This is a genomic window from Bacillus sp. REN16 (genome assembly GCF_020731355.1).
Lineage (GTDB): Bacteria > Bacillota > Bacilli > Bacillales > Bacillaceae_L > Ferdinandcohnia.
In genome coordinates, this window is the sequence record NZ_JAJFZK010000002.1 from 320,688 (window position 1) to 342,177 (window position 21,490).

The window sequence follows — 21,490 nt, forward strand, 5'->3', positions numbered from 1 at the left end:
TTTTGTTATATCGCTTAGTATTTCCTACCCCTATCCTATAAAATCCTGACAAAATCCGCTATAAATATGCTCAGTTTAGGAGTTCTTTAACAAATTTCACATATTTCATAACGGTCGCCTTCGAAATTTTATATTTTTCTGCTACCTGTTTTTGCGTAATCGTCCGTGACGCGTGATTTCGCCAAATGTATTCTGTTGCAGCCGCCCACGCCTGCCAGTTTGAAACATTGAACTGCCGCTTAACCGCTTCGTCGTATATCATTAACCATGTTAAATAGAGCTCTTCATTTGCAGAGTCATCATGTTTATTTTTTGTAAATAACGTGTCAGCAATATTATAACCATCAATGATGTAAGACGGGATTTTCTCGTTTTTTTTCTTTTTAGCTAATACGTAGTTTGCAAATTCCTGTTCAAGTGTTGCATGAAATTGTATATGCTTTAAATCTTTCCGAGCTAAGGAAGAATTCGTTTTACTCGCTAAAAATAATCCATATAGGCGTTCTTCAATAAAATCGCCAGTTAACCAACGATCGAGCACATCGCTAATTGGTTTTGTGCGGTCAGATTCCCAAGGAGCTGAACCCTTCTTATTTGGATTTTCTTCCAGCACTCGCTTCCACGCATTTTGTGCAACATCATGATGCTCTGTAAAATAGGCAGAATAGGAAAGCCAGTAATAGAAGGTTTCATCCCCTTCAAACCCGCTGCGGTGTAAATTGCGAAGCCATTTATAAGCAAGATCGTGTCGTCCCACTAACCCGAATGTTGCACCTAGCTTATAGCGGTGCTCAAACAAAATCGGATGAATGAGCGATAAACGTTTCGTCAGCTCTTTTACCTGCTGATTTTTTCGTTGGTAATATAAAAAGACAAGAGAATTGCAGAGTGCATGCAGATTCCCAGGGTTTTTGCTCAAAACCTCATCTAGGATTTCAGATGCATTTTCCACATCTCCTGAATAAAAATAGGCTAGCGCCAAATTATTATAAGCAGACCAAAATTCAGGGTACTCGCGAATAATTTCTTTTAAAAGGCTCACCGCTTCATCCAATTTTCCTGTTTCAAGGTAATCACGAGCTTGTTCCTGCTTCACAATAAGCTCATCCTGTTGGTTTACTGAATCTTCGAAGTCGATTTCTTCGAAAGCTAACAAGTCGAGTAAATCCTCCGCATCCTCAGCAAAATCACCATCAGGTTCACGGTCTAAATACCATTCTGCATGTTTTCCTGCCTCTTGGAACAACCCTAGATGTGCATAATTATTAGCCATAAAATAAAAGCACTCTGGCATATCAAAATTAGGCTCATCAACTATTTTTTTAAGATATTGATTTGATAGAACGTAGTCACCGACTTCTGTCAAGGCAACAGATAGTTGACACAAGAACATCGGCTCTTTCGGCTCAAGCTCAATTGCACGTTTAAAATGCTTTATCGATTTATATATATCATGCTGGCGATATGCCTTTAATCCTTTTTTAAAATAATATTCTCCCGTCTGGATAAACGGAATTACCTTTGAACCATGCTGTCTTTTATTTACGTTTTGTTTTTCCATCGGGGTCCTCCATTTTTAAATGCGATGCAGGGGTTTAATCCCTGCTAAATAAAATATTTCCCAACGTAGTATAACATATAAAAGCGGATGGAACATAGGGGTGCTTGGTTAAAACTGAAACATTTCTAGATAATATTCATGGTAATTTGTGGGTAATGTTACTAATGTGGACAACTTTATCTTTTTATGTGAATCATCTCTTGTTGTTACTGAATTGAGGGGACATATGCACAAATTTACAGATCCGTTTGTGGATAATGTGGATATCGTGGATAAATAATTCACATTCCAGTAAAATCAGGCATTGAAAAAGGGGACTCATCTGTGGATAAGTATCCCCTTCGAATATCTATCTTCTTTTGTGTAAGACTGACAATACGTCATCAAGTGGTAGCTTTTGTTCACGAAGTAGGACGAGCAAGTGATAAATAAGATCAGCTGCTTCCCATTTTAACTCTTCGTGATCCCGGTTCTTAGCTGCAATGATGACTTCAGATGCCTCTTCACCGACTTTTTTGAGGATCTTGTCTACCCCTTTGTCAAATAGGTATGTCGTATATGCTCCCTCAGGCATCTCTGCTTCACGCTCTGCGATCACTTTTTCAAGTTCATTAAGGATGGCAAAGCGATCAGAAGTAACCTCTTTTGCATCACCAAGCAGAGATTCATTAAAGCATGAATAGCTCCCAGTGTGGCATGCAGGTCCTGCTGGCTCAACCAAAACCAGTATCGCATCCTTGTCACAATCATATTTCATATCGACAATCTTTTGGGTATTTCCGGAGGTTTCGCCTTTATGCCAAAGCTCCTGTCGAGAACGGCTATAAAACCAGGTTTCACGTGTTTCAATAGATTTTCGTAAAGATTCTTCATTCATATAAGCAAGCGTTAAAACCTCTTTGCTTACGGCATCCTGAACAATTGCTGGAGCAAGTCCCTTTTCGTCGAATTTGATGTCTGGTATGTTCATCGGACATTGACCCCTTTCTCTTTTAAAACGTTTTTTACCTCTTTAACTGATGTTTCTTTGTAGTGAAAAATACTTGCAGCAAGTGCTGCGTCTGCTTTACCTTCAGTGAATGCTTCCACAAAATGCTCGGCATTTCCGGCACCACCTGAAGCAATGACAGGTACGGAAACAGCTTCACTTACTCGTCTCGTTAATTCCAGATTGAAGCCAACCTTGCTGCCGTCGTCGTCCATGCTCGTTAACAATATTTCGCCAGCCCCAAGTTTGACCACTTCCTGTGCCCAAGCAACAACCTCCCAATCAGTTGCTTTGCGTCCTCCATGTGTAAATACTCGCCAGCTGCCAAGCTCCTCATCAAATTTCGCATCGATTGCAACGACGATACATTGAGACCCAAAGAAGTCTGCACCTTCTTTAATTAAATCAGGATTTGTGACTGCCGCTGTATTTAGTGATACCTTGTCCGCACCAGCACGAAGGATTTTTTTCATATCCTCTAAGGAATTAATTCCTCCCCCTACTGTAAAAGGTATCGCAAGCTCGGCTGCGACTTTTTCGACAACCTCAACCATCGTTTTACGACCTTCATGGGAAGCAGAAATATCAAGAAAAACGAGCTCATCAGCCCCTTCTGAATCATAAAATTTAGCTAGTTCAACAGGGTCACCTGCATCACGAAGCCCCACAAATTGAATTCCTTTTACAACACGGCCGTCCTTTACGTCCAAACATGGAATGATTCGTTTTGTAATCATCAGCCCTTCACCTCTTCCAGCGCTTCTTGGACGGTAAATTGATTGGTATAAATCGCTTTACCGACAATTGCACCTGAAACACCTTGATCCACCAGCTTACTAAGTGCTTTTAAATCCTCAATTGAGCTTACTCCACCGGAAGCAATCACTCTTTTGCCCGTTGCAACAGCAAGTGTAGCAACCGCGTCAATATTTGGGCCGCTTAGCATACCATCTGTTGCGATATCTGTAAAAATAAACGTTTGCGCACCCGCATTTGCAAGTTCTACACCCAGGTCAGTTGCTTTTACGGAAGAAGTGTTTAACCAACCTTCTGTTGCCACATATCCATTTTTCGCATCAATTCCAATTGCAATTTTTTCTTTGTATTTCTTCAGCATGTCTTTTACGAATTCCGGATTAGAGATCCCAGCACTTCCTAAAATCACACGATCAACGCCATTTTCTATATAGTAGGCAACATCCTCTTCAGTACGGATACCGCCGCCAATTTGAACTTTCGCGTCTAGTTTTCTAGCAACATCAAGCACATATTGATCATTTACTCGTTTGCCTGCCTTTGCCCCGTCTAAATCCACCATATGGATCCATTCTGCGCCCGCATCTGCGAACGCTTTTGCCATATCAAATGGAGAATCACCATATACTGTTTCCTTATTATAATCCCCTTGAAGCAAACGAACGCATTTGCCGCCACGCATATCGATTGCTGGGTAAATTGTAAAAGTACTCATCTTGTCACCTTCTTTTCCACGATTGCAGCGTAGTTTTGGAGAATTTTCAAACCAAGGTCACTGCTTTTTTCCGGATGAAACTGGGTTCCAAACACATTTTCTTTTCCGACAACCGCCGGAACCTCAACATCATAGGTACTGCTTGCGATCACATTCTTATTGTCAGTGGTCGCATAATAGGAGTGAACGAAATAGACATGACCACCTGCAATGCCTTGCAGGAGTGGGGATGGATTTTTTAGCTCCAGGTCATTCCATCCCATATGTGGCACCTTGTAGGAATCGCCACTTGCTGTTACACCAGGAATTTTCGTGATTCTTCCTTTTAAAAAACCAAGGCCTTTTGTTTGTCCATTTTCTTCGCTTTCTTCAAACAAAAGCTGCATACCAAGACAAATTCCCAGGAGTGGCGTCCCTTTTGCAACAGATTCTTTTATAAAAAGAACCAACCCTGTTTCATGTAAAATCTCCATCGCATCCTTGAAGGAGCCAACACCTGGTAAAATCAGGCCATCTGCTTTTCCGAGTTCGTCTGGTGAACTTGAAATAAAATAGTCATAGCTCATCCGCTCTAGCGCCTTAGAAACGCTATATAAATTCCCCATGCCATAATCGATTATGCCGATCATCTACAACATCCCTTTCGTTGATGGGACCCCCTTAACTCGCGGGTCAACCAAAGTTGCTTCATCTAATGCACGACCTAATGCTTTAAAAATCGCCTCGATCATGTGATGTGTATTGTGACCGTAATGAACAATGACATGGAGATTAATCCTTGCCTCTAATGCAAGCTTCCATAAAAATTCGTGTACAAGCTCTGTATCAAATGTCCCAACTCGGGAGCTTGGGAAATCTGCTTTCAACTCAAAATGTGGTCGATTTCCAAGATCAATGACAACCTGTGCAAGTGCTTCATCCATTGGAACAAAGGCATTTCCATAGCGCTTTATTCCTTTTTTATCGCCAAGTGCTTCGCGTAATGCTTGTCCTAAACAAATTCCAATGTCCTCAGTTGTGTGGTGATCATCAATTTCTGTATCGCCTTTAGCATTAACTGTAAGGTTAAATTGTCCGTGCTTTGTAAAAAGATCGAGCATGTGAGACATGAAAGGTACACCTGTATCCAGGTTTGAGATACCTTCTCCATCTACTGTAAAATCTAGTTTTATATCTGTTTCATTTGTTTTACGTTCAACTTTTGCTTGTCTAGTCATGATTACACCTGCCATAAGTATTCTTATCCACAACCTAAAAGGCAAATATTTCCTTAACCTATATAGGGTTGTGGATTATTTTCCACAATATCCACATTATCCACAATCGTTAGTGGAATTTTGTGAATTATTTTAATAAATGTTCAAAAGGAGGATGAAAAGGACCAAGAAGTTCAAGGCGGCGCAGCTTTGAGTACCGGAACGTATGCAATTAATACGTGAGGAACGGAGAAGCAAGCCAACGCGCTTCCATAGGATGTGGTGACTTCGACGTTCGACACAGGACGTGTCGGCATATAGTCGAAGTTCCTCTATTCATGTGTCATTTTCACCGGACTTTTTGAATTTCCTATTTTAATCGTTCCTCAACTGCTCTTGCGTGTGCTTCTAACCCTTCTAATCTTGCAAAGGCAGCAATTTTGGGTCCATTGTCTTCGATCGCATGTTTACTATATGAGATGATGCTTGATTTTTTTGTAAAATCATCCACGCTTAGTGGACTTGAAAAACGAGCTGTTCCGTTTGTTGGAAGGACATGGTTTGGACCAGCAAAGTAGTCTCCAACAGGCTCAGAGCTATAACGGCCGACAAAAATCGCACCGGCATGTCTGATTTTCCCCACCTGTTCCATTGGTTCCTGCGTCACAATCTCAAGATGTTCAGGAGCTAACTCGTTTACAACCTTTATTGCTTCATCTAAGTCGCTTGTGACGTATATTGCACCAAAATCATTGATCGAAGCCCTAGCAATTGCCTCACGAGGAAGAAGCGCTAATTGTCTTTTAACCTCAATGCAAACTGCTTCGGCAAGCTCCATGGAAGGTGTAACGAGAATACTTGATGCCCGTTCATCGTGCTCAGCCTGGGATAGTAAATCAGCAGCAACTTCATTTGGAAGAGCTGTTTCATCTGCTAACACAACGATTTCACTAGGTCCTGCAATCATGTCGATATCCACGTTTCCATAGACTTCACGCTTTGCAAGGGCCACAAAAATATTGCCAGGTCCGACAATTTTATCAACAGGATTGATTGTCTTCGTCCCAAATGCCAATGCGCCAACGGCTTGGGCACCGCCAACCTTATAGATTTCTTTAACACCTAGGATATCGGCTGCCACCAATACACCTGCTGGAATCGTACCATCCTTACCAGGAGGGGAGACCATTACAATTCGCTCAACACCTGCTACCTGTGCCGGAATCACATTCATGAGTACAGATGATGGATAAGCGGCTTTTCCACCTGGTACATAAACACCAACCGCATCTAGTGGGGTGATTTTTTGGCCAAGTATCGTGCCATTTTCCTTCATTGTCATCCATGATTGCTTAACCTGACGGCTATGGTAGTCTTGGATATTCTCAGCTGCTTCTTTAATGATTGGTACAAGATTCTCGTCCAATTTTTGATAGGCATCTTTTATCTCTGATTCAGTAACTTTAATATTTTCGAGTAAAACATTATCAAATTTTTCGGTATAGTAACGAAGAGCGTTATCGCCTTCCTTTTGTACTTCAGAAAGTATTTCTAAGACTGCTTTTCTCTGTTCCTCAGTCCCGCTATCAATTGTCCGCTTGAGCGAAACAGTATTGGTTACACGTTCAATTCGCATACTAAGCTCGGTCCTTTCTATTGGGATACGACTTTTGAAAGTCTTTCTACGATATCGTCGATTTGCTGATCCTTTAAGCGATAGCTCACTGGGTTCACGATAAGACGGGATGTGATGTCGGCAATATGTTCAAGCTCGACTAGTCCGTTTTCCTTTAAGGTTCGTCCGGTAGATACGATATCCACAATTCGGTCCGCTAATCCGATTAATGGGGCAAGCTCAATCGAACCGTTTAATTTGATGATTTCTACCTGTTCTCCATTTTCGCGATAATAGCTCGATGCAATGGTAGGATATTTCGTAGCGATTTTTGTCACCGCTCCTTTTACCTTCACATCCGGAAGACCCGCAACCGCTAGATAGCATTTGCTAATTTGCAAATCAAGCACTTCATATACATCGCGCTCTTCCTCAAGCATAACGTCCTTCCCCGCAATTCCGAGGTCCGCCACGCCATGCTCTACATAAGTGGTCACGTCCATTGGCTTTGCAAGCATGAATCGAAATGGCTCATCAGGAACGTCGATAATTAACTTTCTGGAATCCTCGAATTCAGGAGGAAGATTATAGCCTGCATTTTTTAAAAGCTGTACCGCTTCTTCAAATATACGGCCCTTAGGCATCGCAATGGTTAATTTGTCGGTCATTTAATCCTCCCCCTTTCTTGCTGTTCCTAAGAAAAATGTGTTTTTTGCAAATGCGCTCGTGCATGAATCCACGTCCTTGATGCCGGCGATATCCTGAAGGATGACCCGCTCACCTTGTTCTCGTTTACTCATGGCAAAACGGATTGCTTCTTCACGTTGTTCTGCACTAAATATCACACAATGAATTTCGGGCTCTTCCTGTGGCAGATCAAGTGCCTCCAGTAGTCGGTCAATCCGAATGCCAAAACCTGTTGCTGGTGCAGAACGATCAAATTTTTCAAATAAATGATCATAGCGTCCGCCATTTCCAACTATAAAGCCAACATTCTTCGCATATATTTCGAAAAGTATTCCTGTGTAATAGCTCATATGGCTGACAAGATTAAAATCTATTTTAATATGTTCTGTTACACCGAATGCCTCTAATTTTTTCCACAGCATTTCAAGTTCTTCAGCTGCTTTTTTTCCATCTTCACATTCGACTAATTCTTTTGCTTTCTCTATTTTCGTTTCATTTCCTCTTAATTGTAATAGGGACATCAGACGCTGTTTATCAATAGAAGAGAGCGGTAATTTTTTCACATGCTCTCTGTAACCAACGTAATTTTTTTCATATAAATAGCGTTGCAGAGCATCGGCTCTTGCTTCATTTCCGACAATCTCCTTAAACAATGCCCTTACATAGCCAATATGGCCGATCGGTACAGTAAAATTGGTAAGTCCCGCTTGTTTAAGTGCTGCAATCATAAGGGATATAACCTCTGCATCTGCACTGGTCGTTGAATCGCCAATAAACTCAATCCCGATCTGCTCGAATTCTGCTGGTCTGCCGCCCTCATGCTGTTGGGCACGGAATACATTGGCTGAGTACGCAATGCGCAGTGGGTATTCCCCTTTATATAAACGGGACGCTGCCACTCTAGCAATTGGAGCTGTCATATCAGGTCGAAGGACGAGTGTATGTCCCTGTGAATCCAATAATTTAAATAATTGACGGTCAAGGATCGCCGATGCTTCACCAATTGTTTCATAATATTCAAGTGTTGGTGTTTCAATAAATTGATAACCCCAGCTTTCAATTTGAGAAGACATTGCATCGCGAATTTTCTTTTTTGCTTCATATAAGGCCGGTAATGTATCTCTCATCCCTAACGGTTTTTCAAACATAAACACGATTTTCGTCACCACCAAAGTTTGTCTTTATCTATTTTCTCATACTTTTCCCAAAATTTCATTTTACTTTAGTTCGTTAATATACTACCGAGATAAAGTATATGTTACACCTATCCCTTTCATCCGTCAATGAAAAAGTCAGAATTAAGTTAATTTGGTTGGATAGGTTTTATGTGAATTTTGTGTGCAACTAAGTATCGTTTTGTGGATATTGTGGATAATGTTGATAAACGGGTTGGAAATTTGTAAGCAAGAGAGGAAGAAAGGAGACAGATTTTGGGAATGACGTAAAAAAGATGAAAGAAAAAGGGATGCAAAGTGGTGGATCGAGCTATCGACCATAGAAATGAAATAATGACCATAAAATAAAAATAATGGCCATTGAAGAACAGCTAACGACCATAGCATGAAAATATCGTCCATAGAATTGATTTTACCCATAAACCAAGTCAAAAAAAAGAGACACTTGGCCACAGTTCTAATGGCCAAGTATCTCTTCTTGTTTCTCACGCAGTTCCCGTTTCTCTTTTGTATAAATCACTTGCATCGGATTTCCACCGACAAAGCTGCCGGCTGGGACATCCCTGTGGACCAATGTACCGGCTGACACAATTGCCCCGTCCCCGATTTCTACGCCTGGTAAGATTGTAGAATTGGCGCCAATCATAACCTCGCTGCCAATTTTAACCTCACCCAGCCGATATTCTTTAATTAAGTATTCATGCGCTAAGATTGTTGTATTAAAGCCAATGACAGTGTTGCTCCCGACACTGATTTTTTCCGGGAACATGATGTCTGGCACGACCATGAGGGCAAAGGCTGTTTTCTCCCCGACCTTCATTTTTAAAAAGGTCCGGTATAGCCAATTTTTCATTCCTAAAAACGGCGTATAGCGCGCCAATTGAATGATGATAAAGTTTTTTACAACCTTCCAAAACGAAACGGTTTTATAAATTTGCCAAAGCGAATTTGGACCGGAAACATAATAACGTGTGGTTCGTCGTTTCACTGTTTTTTTCATCCTTTAACTGAAACTATGTTCAACAAATCACTCATATTCTCGAGCATAAAATCAGGTTTGTATTCCAATAAGAAATCTTTTCCTTTATGTGACCAGGCGACTCCTGCTGTTTTCGTACCTGCATTCTGCCCAGCCACGATGTCCTGATAGTTGTCACCAACCATGATGGCTTCTTCAGGAGTTGAACCCAATAACTTTAGTGCTAATAGCACTGGTTCGGCATCTGGTTTCGGCTTTTTAACCTCATCCAAAGTCACCACGACATCAAAGAATTGATCAAGCTTTGTTAGTTTCAATCCCATATTTACTGTGTTTCTGATTTTTGTTGTGACGATTCCAATTTTGTAGCCTTTTTCCTTAAGTGTTTTAATGGTGTCAAACACACCCGGAAACTCTGTTACAAGTTCATCATGCTTGTCATGGTTAAATTTGCGATATTCTGCAATCATTTCTTCAGCGCGGTCCGGGTCCACAGAAGAAAAGGATTCATGTAAGGTTGGACCATTGAACGGCAGAATCTCCTCGCGAGTAAAGCTGCGTTCTGGGAAATATGTTTCAAATGTGTGTAAAAAAGATTGCAAAATCAGTTCGTTCGTATCAATTAACGTTCCATCTAAATCGAATAAAAGTGTATTAATTGCCATAAATAGGTTCCTTTCTATTATTTTGCTCGACACGCTTCCAGATGAAAGCGACGACCATTGTTAAAATCGTTGCTGTGATGAGGCGAATTAACAATAACGGTAAAACTGGAATTCCTAGTGGGACAAAGATAAGTGTATCCTCAACGACTGCGTGGCAGGATACAAGAAAAATAAACGCCAATGTCAAATCCTTCTTACTTACATTATCCTCTTTTACCGCCTGAATCATTACACCTGCTCCAAAAGCTAAGCCGAACAAAATACCTGATGCTAGGGTTGTTGATGTATTTTCCTTCATACCAAGTGCTTTTGTGATGGGTGTCATCCATTTTGAAAACACATCCAACCATTTTAATTCTTTTAAGATTTGAATCACTACCATAAGCGGAATAACAATGAGAGCTAATTGCAGAATCCCAAATGATGCTTTTTCAATACCCTTTAACAGGATACTGCCCCAGCCTGAAATTTGTTCCTCTGATCCTGATACAAATCCATATTTTGCTAGTTCGCTCCCGCCATTCCAAACTAAATTAATAACAAAGGCGGACATAAACGCAAGTCCAAGTCTTACTAATACAATGATCCAAATCTTCATTCCTACCTTTGCTGCCACGGTAGACTCGATTATCATATTATGTGAGAATGATAGCATAACCGCTAAAATAAACACTTCTTTTACAGTTAAATCCAGTGTCAAAATCGCTCCAATTCCCGCATAGAGATTCAAGAAATTTCCTAATACAAGCGGAATTGCCGCATCACCTGATAGACCAAACCAGCCCATAATTGGTGCAATCCACTGAATCACCCAATCTAGCACCGGTGTATGTTGAAGCAATGTAACAAGAAGGGTAACAGGAAAAATTACTTTCCCCAGTGTCCAAGTTGTCTTTAATCCAACGGTGAAGCCTCTCTTGACCATATCTAGCAAGTTTCCCCTCTCCCTTTTTGTATTTGCGCCCAGATTTTTTCGAGCATGCTCGAAAAATTTCCATTGAAAATCTGTGGCATCCGCCGGAGGCTTTAACATTATTCAGTAGGGGCTTGAACCCTATTGAATAATGCTATTCTAAATAACGTTCTTGTGAATATCCTTTTTTTCTACGATAAACCAGTACAATTAATGCTCCTATGATGGATACAACTGAAATTAACTGAGCTACCCGTATATCTCCAAGCATTAAGCTGTCGGTACGCAAGCCTTCGATGAAGAAGCGGCCAATTGAATACCAAATGATATAAGTGAGGAACATTTCTCCGCGTCTTAAATTGGCTTTTCGAAGCATGAGCAATAATACAAAACCAACTAAACTCCAAATGGATTCATATAAAAAAGTTGGATGATAGTACACACCTTTTATGTACATTTGATCCATAATAAAGTCTGGCAGCACATTATAGAAGGTTTGGATGCTTCCTTCAGCAATTGGACCACCATGTGCTTCCTGGTTCATAAAATTTCCCCAACGGCCAATTGCCTGACCCAAAATAATACTTGGTGCTGCAATGTCGGCAATTTTCCAGAATGATATCCCTTTTGCCCTCGCAAAAACGATTGCCGTTACAACCGAACCGATTAGGGCACCATGAATGGCTATACCGCCTTCCCATATCGCAATGATTTTGGAAGGGTTTTGTGAGTAATAATCCCATTTAAAAATAACGTAATAAATTCTTGCGCAGATAATGGCAATCGGTACTGCGAACAACATAAGGTCCATAAATGTATCCTTATGCAAGCCTCTGCGTTCTGATTCCTTGATGGCAAGATAAAGAGCAAGCATGGTTCCTAGCCCGATTATTAGTCCATACCATTGAATCCGTAATGCACCAAGTTCTAAAAATGTTGGGTCTAATGGTTGTATAGTTCGATCCACTTTCTCAACTCCCTTTGTCTCAATTTTCTTTATATGTCGTCATGTTCGCCATATTCAATTGCACTAGATAGACGGTTTGTAAAATCCTGTGCTGCGTTTAGACCCATCCGTTTTAGACGGTAATTCATCGCTGCCACCTCAATGATTACAGCTAAGTTTCGTCCTGGTCGAACAGGAATCGTATATTTCGTTAAATCTGTATCAATGATTTTCATTTTTTCTTCATCAAGCCCAAGTCGATCATATTGTTTTGTCTGATCCCAAAGCTCAAGGTTGATAACCAAAGTAATGCGTTTAAAGTTACGAATTGCTCCTGCACCAAATAAGGTCATTACATTAATGATTCCTAGACCGCGGATTTCAAGAAGATGCTCGATCAATTCCGGAGCACTTCCAATAAGTGTGTCATCATCCTCTTGGCGGATTTCCACACAGTCATCTGCAACAAGACGGTGACCGCGTTTTACAAGCTCAAGCGCGGTTTCACTTTTACCAACACCACTTTTACCGATAATTAGAACCCCGACACCGTAAATATCCACGAGAACACCATGAACTGCAGTTGTTGGAGCAAGCTTGCTTTCTAAGAAATTCGTAATCCGACTCGAGAGTCTGGTCGTCTTCATGGACGACTTGATAACCGGAACGGATTCGCGCTCAGAAGCCTCAATTAACTCTGGCGGGACTTCCATATCACGTGAAATAATGATAACAGGCGTAATATCGGTACAGAGCTTCTCCATTCGGTACATTTTTTCATCATGTGACAATTTTTCAAAAAAGGTCAGCTCTGTTTTTCCTAAAAGCTGAATCCGCTCTGCTGGATAATAATCAAAAAATCCAGCAAGCTCGATACCTGGTCTTGATATATCACTTGTGGTGATGGGACGATTGATTCCCTCTTCCCCACTAACCAACTCTAATTTAAATTTTTCAATTAAATCCTTTGTGCTAACTTTTGGCACAGCTGTTCCTCCTTGAATGTGATTCATGTAGATTTATGTATGAAAAGCCCTAAAAAACTGTTGCTTATATGGGCTTGTGATTCGTTGACAATGATAATTCAAACTCATTCTCCTATTTTAGCATTTTTCTGTGTAACCCCAAAACTTTTCTGACTCTCTTACAAAAAAAACAGCGTTATCCCCTTGGACAACACTGTTAAGAATTTATTTTTTCTTTTTCTCCTGAAGTGGTTCGACGATTACTTTTTGAATCAGAAGGTTTAGAATCGATATTATGACTGCTGCCAATAATGCCGTGCCGAAGCCTTCAATAATGAAGGAATCGCCCATTAAAGATTGTGTTAGCATTAAAGTAATGGCATTGATGACGAATAAAAATAAACCTAATGATAGAACCGTTACAGGCAAGGTTAAGAGGATGAGAATGGGTTTAACAATCACATTTAAAATCGATAGAATGACGCTTGCTATGATTGCTGCGCTAACTCCTTCTAGATGGAAAGTGTCAACATAGCCTGCAACAACCATGAGTACGATGCTATTTACAATTATGCTGGCAAGCCACCTCATTATTTATAGACATCTCCTTCATTCGGAACAATAAATAACCAATGAGATAGATGAGGCCTAGAGAACCCACTCCCACTATAAACCCAACCACCGTAAGAATACGCAAAAGTGAAGCGTCAATTCCAGTGTAATCGGCAAGGCCCCCAAGGACGCCTCCTAGCATTCTATTTCGGGTAGAGCGGTATAATTTCTTTTTCATAAACAACACCTCAAAGTGGTTTTATCGTAATTGAACCTGTTTTTGTCTCCGCAAACAGATGAAGCTTCTGGACTTTTTCTTCATTTGCCTTAAAGCGAAGTGATTTTTGTACAACCTCGTTTTTCTCCTCAATGATCGACATCATTGGAAGTTCTGACTTGAAGCTACCTAGATTTGATTTTAATTCCCCATCCACCTGGTAGTCGTTTGCAACAAACATATCAATGGCGCCTGTTGTCGTTTTTACAAAAGCGGTATGACAGACATCTCCGTGCAGGTCACATGTGATATTCCCGTTAAAGCTTTGGAGATCTACCTTTTCAAATTGACCCCTGGCTGTCACAGTGCCATTAATTGTTTCAGCTTCAAAATCCCTGCTTGTGATTTGATTCGCTTTAATGTGACCATTTGCTGTTTCAACTTCAACCGAATCGGTCTCAAAGTTTGAAAGAGTAATGGCGCCATTTGCTGTCTTTGCACGGAATTCCTTTACACGTAAATTTTCCCCAGATATGGGTCCGTTAAACATACGAGTTCTAATGCTCTCATAGTTTTCTTGCGGAACGTAGATTTTCGCATGTACCTTCATTTGCTTTTTCTGAATCGATAGACGCAGTGCTCCGTTTTCAATTGAGAAAAGAACATCCTCCAAAAATGCTTTTCGCGCTCGTTCCTGGTTCTCAATATTGTACACTTTTGCTTCACATTCCACGCGAACATCCCGCTCTTCCCAAGGTATAATCGTGATACTTCCGTTGGAAACGTCAAGGTCAAGCTTGGTAATATATACGTCCTTGTGTTGAAAGATATGTTTCACTTCAACTGCATTTCCAAAATTAAAGTCGAGATCAAGGTCCTTAATTTTTTTAACTGCTGTATCAATAAAATCCATAAACTTGTGCTTCGCAGAGCCTTTATTATCATACGAGCTCTTGTGCTGTTGTTGGGATTGTTCATAATGGACCTGAGTTGAAAGCTCTGTCTTGATTTCTTGTGCCGGGTCCCCTGACTCTTCTCCAGAATGAAGCTTTTCAATCAGAATGATCGCTTCCTCTGCTGTCAGTTTTCCTTCTTCAACTAACTTTAAAATACGTTTTTGTTCCTCTTTCATGAGTAAATTCCTCCTTTAAAATTGATCATGGGCTAAGACTTGAATTCCTTTTACAATGTTCCAAATTACGATTCCGATGTTAATGATGGCTAACAGTATGAAAACCAGTATTATGAGTGCTGCAAATACCTCCACTGACCACATAAAGAAAAACGGAATAACGATAAAAACAATGGTTGCTACTGGAATAATATGTGAAATCAACGCATGGAGGGCATGCTTTTTAACTGCTGGATTTTCTACAAGAATATAAACAACGATTGGTAAAATAAACCCTGCAAAGAAAATACTGAAGTAACACAACGCTGCAATTAATTTATCTGTATTCACTCTACATCTCCCCTTTACACCTCTATATACGAAACTTCAACAATAATGGTTTCAACATTTTATAAAAATACGCCTCGAGACTTAGATAGCTATGGAACCAGAGGAATATTCCGGTGGTAAAAAAGAACACATTTTCCATAAATAATAATAACTTCTTAATATCTTTTTAAATTTTGTCTATGGCAATTTTCTCTTTTCTACTAAAAAAATGTGCTATAAATTTATCAAAGAGCACATTTGTTTCCAAAGATGAAGGTGATATAATTATTTTAACTTTATAAAGGGGTGAAAGAATTTGAATACAGCTAAGGATCGTCTACTGAAAATCATTGACGAAATTCCAGATAATGAAGTAGTGAAAATATTAGATTACGCAGAATTATTGAAAGCCAAAAAGGAAAATTGCTTAGTCGAGGATTTAACAAGAGCAAGTGAAAGCAGTCTAGATTTTTGGGAAAATGATATAGATGATGAAGTTTGGAACAATTCATAAACAAGGTGAGACCCGAAATTATGAATGATATTCGCTTTAAAATTAACGATTTAATAAACGGCTAATTTGTTAATACCTCTTATAATTATATCTTCCATAGATACTCATTTCAAAAAGAGCATCCCATTCACTTTACGTTTATTTCTAACCTATTATTTCAATTATTAATAGACATGATTTACATAATAGAGGAAGCAAATAAATCCCGATCTGATTAATTGCAAATCGGGATTTAGAGTTTATTTTGTAACTGCTTCTTTTTCTTTAATTAACTCCTTCATCCTTTGGCTGTCGCGTTCAAGGATTGGTTTTAGGTAGTGTCCGGTGTGAGAGGCTTTGATTTTTGCGATTTCTTCTGGTGTGCCTGTCCCTATGATCGCTCCACCTTTGTCTCCACCTTCTGGTCCAAGGTCAACGATATAGTCTGCTGTTTTAATCACATCGATATTATGCTCGATAACAAGGACTGTATCGCCATTTTCCACTAGTCGCTGCAATACCTTTAGAAGTCTTGAAATGTCATCCACATGTAGTCCAGTCGTGGGCTCATCTAAAATATAGAATGTCTTTCCAGTGGATCGTCGATGTAATTCGGAAGCAAGCTTCACACGCTGGGCTTCCCCTCCCGATAAGGTTGTAGCTGGTTGACCTAATTTGATATAACCTAGTCCCACATCATTAAGTGTTTCAATCTTACGCTTGATACGCGGGATGTTTTCGAAATAGGAAACCGCCTCTTCAACCGTCATATCCAATATATCTGAGATGTTTTTATCTTTATATTTGACTTCCAAAGTTTCACGGTTATAGCGTTTTCCATGGCAAACCTCACACGGAACATAGACATCAGGCAGGAAGTGCATTTCTATTTTAATAATTCCGTCTCCACGACAAGCTTCGCAGCGTCCACCTTTTACATTGAAACTAAAGCGCCCTTTTTTGTAGCCTCTTACCTTTGCTTCATTTGTATTTGCAAACAGGTCACGAATATCGTCAAACACCCCTGTGTATGTAGCAGGATTCGAGCGTGGTGTACGTCCAATCGGGGACTGATCGATATCGATAACCTTTTCTAAGTGCTCAAGTCCTTTAATTGTTTTGTGTTCACCTGGCTTGCTTTTTGCACGGTTTAGCTTTTGGGCAAGAGATTTATGAAGAATCTCGTTCACTAATGTACTTTTACCTGAACCTGATACCCCAGTTACCGCAACGAACATACCAAGAGGAAACTTCACTGTTACATTCTTTAAGTTGTTCTCCTTCGCTCCAACAACCTCAATATAACGGCCATCTGGTTTTCTTCTTTCGACCGGAAGCGGAATGAATTTTTTACCTGCAAGATATTGACCAGTTAAGGAACTTGGATCGTTCATCACTTCTTTTGGAGTTCCTGCTGAAATAATTTCTCCTCCATGAGTACCGGCACCTGGGCCGATGTCGATTAAATAATCTGCTGCAAGCATTGTATCCTCATCATGCTCCACCACAATTAATGTGTTTCCAATATCCCTCATAGTTTTTAATGTATCAATGAGTCGGTCATTGTCCCGTTGGTGCAGACCAATCGATGGCTCATCTAAAATATAAAGAACTCCGGTTAACCGTGAACCTATTTGGGTTGCAAGACGAATCCGCTGTGCCTCACCGCCAGATAAGGTCCCTGCCGCACGACTTAGTGTCAAATAATCAAGTCCCACATTGTCTAAGAACCCAAGTCGTTCTTTAATTTCTCTAAAAATCAGGTTTGCAATCTGCATATCTTTTTCTGAAAGCTCAATGTTTGAGAAAAACTCTAAAGACTCATTAATTGAAAAGTCAGTAATATGCGAAATATGTTTTCCAGATATAAGAACGGCAAGGCTCTCCCTTTTCAAACGATAACCTTTACAGGAAGGGCAAGGCTTTTCACCCATGTATTTTTCCATTTGCTCCCGAATATAGTCAGAGCTTGTTTCTTTGTATCGTCGTTCTACATTTCGAATAACGCCTTCAAACTGAATATAATTTTCGCGAACCTGACCCCAATCATTTTCATAATGGAAAAAGATTTCTTCTCCATCACTTCCATATAAAACCTTATCCATTAAAGGCTTGGGTATGTCCTTTACTGGGATATCCATATCGATACCGTAATGGCTGCAAATTGCTTCAAGCAATTGCGGATAGTATTGGGAACTTGTCGGCTCCCACGGAGCAATCGCATGCTTTCGAAGGGATAAATCCCAGTTTGGAATCACGAGATCAGGATCGACCTCAAGCTTATTTCCTAAACCATCACATTCAGGACAAGCGCCGAACGGACTGTTGAAGGAGAACATTCTTGGCTCAAGTTCACCTATTGAAAAGCCACAAATTGGACAGGAATGGAGTTCACTAAATAAGAGCTCCTCTTCTCCCATTACATCAATAATGACCCTTCCTTCTCCAAGACGAAGTGCTGCTTCAAGTGAATCAGCAAGTCTTGAAGCCACTCCCTCTTTTATGACAATACGGTCAACAACTACCTCAATTGAATGCTTTTTATTTTTTTCAAGCTCAATATCATCAGAAATCTCCAGCATTTCTCCATCTACGCGAATCCTTACGTATCCCTGTTTTTTAATATCCTCTAAAACCTTGACATGAGCCCCTTTGCGACCAGATACAACAGGGGCGAGTACTTGGAGCTTCGTGCGTTCTGGATATTCTAATATTCGGTCAACCATTTGCTCAATGGTTTGCGAAGTAATTTCGATGCCATGATTTGGACAAATCGGTTTCCCGACGCGCGCATATAATAAACGCAAATAATCATAAATCTCCGTAACTGTTCCTACGGTTGATCTCGGGTTACGGCTAGTTGTTTTTTGGTCAATTGAAATCGCAGGTGAAAGTCCTTCGATAGAATCGACGTCCGGTTTATCCATTTGTCCTAAAAATTGACGTGCGTATGCTGAGAGGGACTCAACATAGCGTCTTTGTCCCTCGGCATAAATAGTGTCAAACGCAAGGGAAGATTTTCCCGATCCAGAAAGGCCTGTAACTACAACCAATTTATCTCTTGGAATCGTAATATCTATATTTTTTAAATTATTCGCCCGTGCGCCCTTCACAATGATTTTATCTAATACCATATTACTGTCATCCTTCCGCTTTTAACTCCAATACTAAATCACGTAATTCAGCTGCCCGTTCGAAATTAAGTGCCTTTGCTGCTTCCTTCATTTCTTTTTCCATGTCTGCAATTACTTTATCGCGTTCTTTCTTCGTTAATCCAGTTAACTTAGGTGCTGCTTCATAGTTTTCCGTTTCCTCAGCTGCAACCGTAGCTCGAATGACATCACGAATTTCTTTTTGAATTGTTTGAGGTGTTATACCATGCTTTTTGTTATATGCCTCTTGAATCTCACGGCGCCGCTTTGTTTCATTAATCGCGACTTCCATTGAATTCGTAATCTTATCGGCATACATGATAACTCTCCCGTTTGCATTTCTTGCTGCCCGACCCGCCGTCTGGATAAGTGATCGCTCCGAGCGGAGGAACCCTTCCTTATCGGCATCAAGAATCGCAACAAGTGAAACCTCTGGGATATCCAATCCTTCACGGAGTAAATTAATTCCAACAAGGACATCATATTTACCCATTCGAAGATCGCGAATGATTTCAATCCGTTCGAGGGTTTTAATATCAGAGTGTAAATAATTTACCTTAATCCCTATATCCTTCAGATAATCCGTTAAATCTTCAGACATTTTTTTCGTTAATGTTGTCACTAGAACGCGTTCATTTTTGTTCACACGGTCTTGAATTTCTCCTAATAAATCATCTATTTGACCTTGGATTGGCCGAACATCAATAATTGGATCAAGCAGTCCTGTTGGCCGAATGATCTGTTCTACCATTTCATCCGTGTGTTCAATTTCAAATGGTCCAGGGGTTGCTGAAACATTAATAATTTGATTAATATGTTTTTCGAATTCTTCAAAACGTAATGGACGATTATCCAATGCGGAAGGAAGACGGAAACCGTGATCGACCAATACTTGTTTCCTTGCTTGGTCACCATTAAACATCCCTCTAATTTGCGGCAATGTTACATGTGACTCATCTACAACAATTAATAAATCCTCAGGAAAATAATCCAGTAATGTATAGGGTGTCGAACCCGGTGGTCGTAAGGTCAGATGACGTGAATAGTTTTCGATTCCCGAACAAAAGCCCATTTCCCGCATCATTTCAAGGTCATAATTTGTTCGTTGCTCAAGTCGTTGTGCCTGAAGCAGCTGACCATCCTCACGGAATTTTGCTAACCGTTCTTCAAGCTCCGCCTCAATATTTTTAATGGCAATTTGCATTTTTTCATCACGGGTTACGAAGTGGGATGCCGGAAAAATGGCGACATGTTCCCGTTCACCTAGAATTTCACCCGTTAAAGCATCGACTTCACGAATCCGATCAATTTCATCTCCAAAAAACTCAACGCGAATACAGTGTTCATCACGTGAGGCCGGGAATATTTCAACAACGTCCCCTCTTACACGGAAGGTTCCGCGACGGAAGTCTATGTCATTTCGCTCATATTGAACATCCACTAATTTATGTAACAGTTCATTACGCTCAATTTCCATTCCAGTACGGAGGGAAACAACGAGTTCCCGATATTCCTCTGGAGAACCCAAGCCATAGATACATGACACACTTGCAATGATGATGACATCGCGACGTTCAAATAGCGATGATGTTGCAGAATGGCGCAATTTATCAATTTCATCATTCACACTTGAATCTTTTTCGATATATGTATCAGAAGATGGAACATATGCCTCTGGCTGGAAGTAATCATAATAGCTGACAAAATACTCAACAGCGTTATTCGGAAAAAATTCTTTAAACTCACTGTAAAGCTGTCCTGCCAAAGTTTTGTTATGCGCAATAATCAAGGTTGGCCGATTAAGTTCTTTAATCACATTTGAGATCGTAAATGTTTTCCCTGTTCCAGTTGCACCAAGCAGGGTCTGATATTTTTTTCCCGCTTTGATACCAGCAATAAGTTCTTTAATTGCATTCGGTTGGTCACCCTGTGGGGAATACTTCGAAACTAATTCAAATTGATCTTTCATTTACTTTCCTCCCATCCATTTTCTAACGTATATCTGAAGTGTTTATGTAATTTTTCACTGACTATTTCTCGATAAAAACATTGTACCACAAACTGACATAAAACAAACAAAAATACGAACTGATATTCGACTTTTTTTACAATTTTCATTCTCCCCACATTTTTCAAAGTTGGGGACTTTTCATGAATAAAGTTAAAACCTGTAACTCGAAAGCTACAGGTTTTTATCTTCTATCTTTTTTCCCCATATTTCTTGCATACAGGAAACCTACTCCAAGTGAGATGATATCTATAATAATGATAAAAATGGATTCTGCGTACCCTTTATAAATAGACGCAGCAATCAGCGCAACCGCTAGGAATACTCCCACATAATGATTATAGGTCACCCTTGTGAAGAAAACGACGAGTACACCCGGAAGGATGAGCGCCAGCAATAGTTTCAATAGCATTAAATTTGTATCCTTTCAATTATTTCATAGGTTTACTATAACAAAACTATTAAA

21 protein-coding genes and 1 pseudogene are annotated in these 21,490 nt (G+C 40.1%); 1 reads left to right on the forward strand and 21 read right to left on the reverse strand.

The genetic code is table 11. From position 1 onward, the window contains the following. Positions 1 to 70: 70 nt before the first annotated feature. The 18 genes and pseudogenes from LKW28_RS03480 to LKW28_RS03565 form a co-directional block, all read right to left on the reverse strand. Positions 71 to 1,561: a tetratricopeptide repeat protein gene (locus LKW28_RS03480; RefSeq protein ID WP_229138938.1), complete on the reverse strand. Its 1,491-nt coding sequence runs from the start codon at positions 1,559 to 1,561 to the stop codon at positions 71 to 73. A gap of 349 nt (positions 1,562 to 1,910) precedes the next feature. Further along, a complete protein-coding gene (hisIE, locus tag LKW28_RS03485) occupies positions 1,911 to 2,531 on the reverse strand; it encodes a bifunctional phosphoribosyl-AMP cyclohydrolase/phosphoribosyl-ATP diphosphatase HisIE (RefSeq protein WP_229138939.1) in 621 nt (206 codons plus the stop codon). Next, entirely contained in the window at positions 2,528 to 3,286 is a 759-nt protein-coding gene (gene hisF, locus LKW28_RS03490; RefSeq protein ID WP_229138940.1) for an imidazole glycerol phosphate synthase subunit HisF, read from the reverse strand. Before hisF ends, hisIE begins: the two co-directional genes overlap by 4 nt. Continuing rightward, on the reverse strand, positions 3,286 to 4,020 hold the full coding sequence (gene hisA / locus LKW28_RS03495; protein ID WP_229138942.1) for a 1-(5-phosphoribosyl)-5-[(5-phosphoribosylamino)methylideneamino]imidazole-4-carboxamide isomerase: 735 nt from the start codon (positions 4,018 to 4,020) through the stop codon (positions 3,286 to 3,288). The genes hisF and hisA overlap by 1 nt, the downstream gene beginning before the upstream one ends. After that, entirely contained in the window at positions 4,017 to 4,649 is a 633-nt protein-coding gene (gene hisH / locus LKW28_RS03500) for an imidazole glycerol phosphate synthase subunit HisH (protein ID WP_229138943.1), read from the reverse strand. The genes hisA and hisH overlap by 4 nt, the downstream gene beginning before the upstream one ends. Continuing rightward, positions 4,650 to 5,237, reverse strand: a complete 588-nt coding sequence (gene hisB / locus LKW28_RS03505) for an imidazoleglycerol-phosphate dehydratase HisB (protein WP_229138944.1) — start codon at positions 5,235 to 5,237, stop codon at positions 4,650 to 4,652. Between the two features lie 349 nt (positions 5,238 to 5,586). After that, positions 5,587 to 6,852, reverse strand: coding sequence for a histidinol dehydrogenase (hisD, locus tag LKW28_RS03510; RefSeq protein ID WP_229138945.1), 1,266 nt, complete (start codon positions 6,850 to 6,852; stop codon positions 5,587 to 5,589). Between the two features lie 17 nt (positions 6,853 to 6,869). After that, on the reverse strand, positions 6,870 to 7,499 hold the full coding sequence (gene hisG, locus LKW28_RS03515) for an ATP phosphoribosyltransferase (RefSeq protein WP_229138947.1): 630 nt from the start codon (positions 7,497 to 7,499) through the stop codon (positions 6,870 to 6,872). After that, on the reverse strand, positions 7,500 to 8,666 hold the full coding sequence (locus tag LKW28_RS03520) for an ATP phosphoribosyltransferase regulatory subunit (RefSeq protein WP_267497867.1): 1,167 nt from the start codon (positions 8,664 to 8,666) through the stop codon (positions 7,500 to 7,502). Positions 8,667 to 9,150: 484 nt separating this feature from the next. After that, the gene (locus LKW28_RS03525) at positions 9,151 to 9,681 is read right to left on the reverse strand and encodes an acyltransferase (protein WP_229138949.1); all 531 of its coding nucleotides are present in this window, start codon (positions 9,679 to 9,681) and stop codon (positions 9,151 to 9,153) included. 8 nt (positions 9,682 to 9,689) lie between these two features. Further along, positions 9,690 to 10,337, reverse strand: coding sequence for a pyrophosphatase PpaX (gene ppaX / locus LKW28_RS03530; protein ID WP_229138951.1), 648 nt, complete (start codon positions 10,335 to 10,337; stop codon positions 9,690 to 9,692). Continuing rightward, on the reverse strand, positions 10,327 to 11,262 hold the full coding sequence (locus LKW28_RS03535) for a nucleoside recognition domain-containing protein (RefSeq protein WP_420708805.1): 936 nt from the start codon (positions 11,260 to 11,262) through the stop codon (positions 10,327 to 10,329). Before LKW28_RS03535 ends, ppaX begins: the two co-directional genes overlap by 11 nt. A gap of 142 nt (positions 11,263 to 11,404) precedes the next feature. Beyond that, positions 11,405 to 12,217: a prolipoprotein diacylglyceryl transferase gene (lgt, locus tag LKW28_RS03540; protein ID WP_229138955.1), complete on the reverse strand. Its 813-nt coding sequence runs from the start codon at positions 12,215 to 12,217 to the stop codon at positions 11,405 to 11,407. A 29-nt stretch (positions 12,218 to 12,246) separates the two neighbouring features. Further along, positions 12,247 to 13,182, reverse strand: a complete 936-nt coding sequence (gene hprK, locus LKW28_RS03545) for an HPr(Ser) kinase/phosphatase (RefSeq protein ID WP_229138957.1) — start codon at positions 13,180 to 13,182, stop codon at positions 12,247 to 12,249. A gap of 204 nt (positions 13,183 to 13,386) precedes the next feature. Beyond that, positions 13,387 to 13,752 carry a phage holin family protein gene (locus tag LKW28_RS03550; protein WP_229138958.1) on the reverse strand — a complete coding sequence of 122 codons (366 nt, stop codon included), beginning with the start codon at positions 13,750 to 13,752 and terminating at the stop codon, positions 13,387 to 13,389. Continuing rightward, positions 13,752 to 13,951, reverse strand: a pseudogene (locus LKW28_RS03555) (PspC domain-containing protein). The gene LKW28_RS03550 and the pseudogene LKW28_RS03555 overlap by 1 nt, the downstream one beginning before the upstream one ends. A gap of 10 nt (positions 13,952 to 13,961) precedes the next feature. Then, positions 13,962 to 15,062 (reverse strand): DUF4097 family beta strand repeat-containing protein, encoded by a 1,101-nt coding sequence (locus LKW28_RS03560; RefSeq protein ID WP_229138960.1) that lies wholly within the window; start codon positions 15,060 to 15,062, stop codon positions 13,962 to 13,964. Between the two features lie 15 nt (positions 15,063 to 15,077). After that, positions 15,078 to 15,392, reverse strand: a complete 315-nt coding sequence (locus LKW28_RS03565; RefSeq protein ID WP_229138961.1) for a DUF4870 domain-containing protein — start codon at positions 15,390 to 15,392, stop codon at positions 15,078 to 15,080. Between the two features lie 295 nt (positions 15,393 to 15,687). Between LKW28_RS03565 and LKW28_RS03570 the strand changes: the two genes are divergently transcribed. Next, a complete protein-coding gene (locus LKW28_RS03570; RefSeq protein ID WP_229138962.1) occupies positions 15,688 to 15,885 on the forward strand; it encodes a DUF2281 domain-containing protein in 198 nt (65 codons plus the stop codon). A 239-nt stretch (positions 15,886 to 16,124) separates the two neighbouring features. On the opposite strand, the gene uvrA is transcribed toward LKW28_RS03570, so the two are convergent. The 3 genes from uvrA to LKW28_RS03585 all read right to left on the reverse strand — a co-directional run bounded on the left by uvrA (position 16,125) and on the right by LKW28_RS03585 (position 21,436). Continuing rightward, positions 16,125 to 18,998, reverse strand: coding sequence for an excinuclease ABC subunit UvrA (uvrA, locus tag LKW28_RS03575; protein WP_229138963.1), 2,874 nt, complete (start codon positions 18,996 to 18,998; stop codon positions 16,125 to 16,127). Between the two features lie 7 nt (positions 18,999 to 19,005). Beyond that, on the reverse strand, positions 19,006 to 20,985 hold the full coding sequence (uvrB, locus tag LKW28_RS03580) for an excinuclease ABC subunit UvrB (RefSeq protein ID WP_229138964.1): 1,980 nt from the start codon (positions 20,983 to 20,985) through the stop codon (positions 19,006 to 19,008). Between the two features lie 223 nt (positions 20,986 to 21,208). Beyond that, complete coding sequence (locus LKW28_RS03585; RefSeq protein ID WP_229138965.1) at positions 21,209 to 21,436, reverse strand: DUF2198 family protein; 228 nt, start codon at positions 21,434 to 21,436, stop codon at positions 21,209 to 21,211. Positions 21,437 to 21,490: the final 54 nt, after the last annotated feature.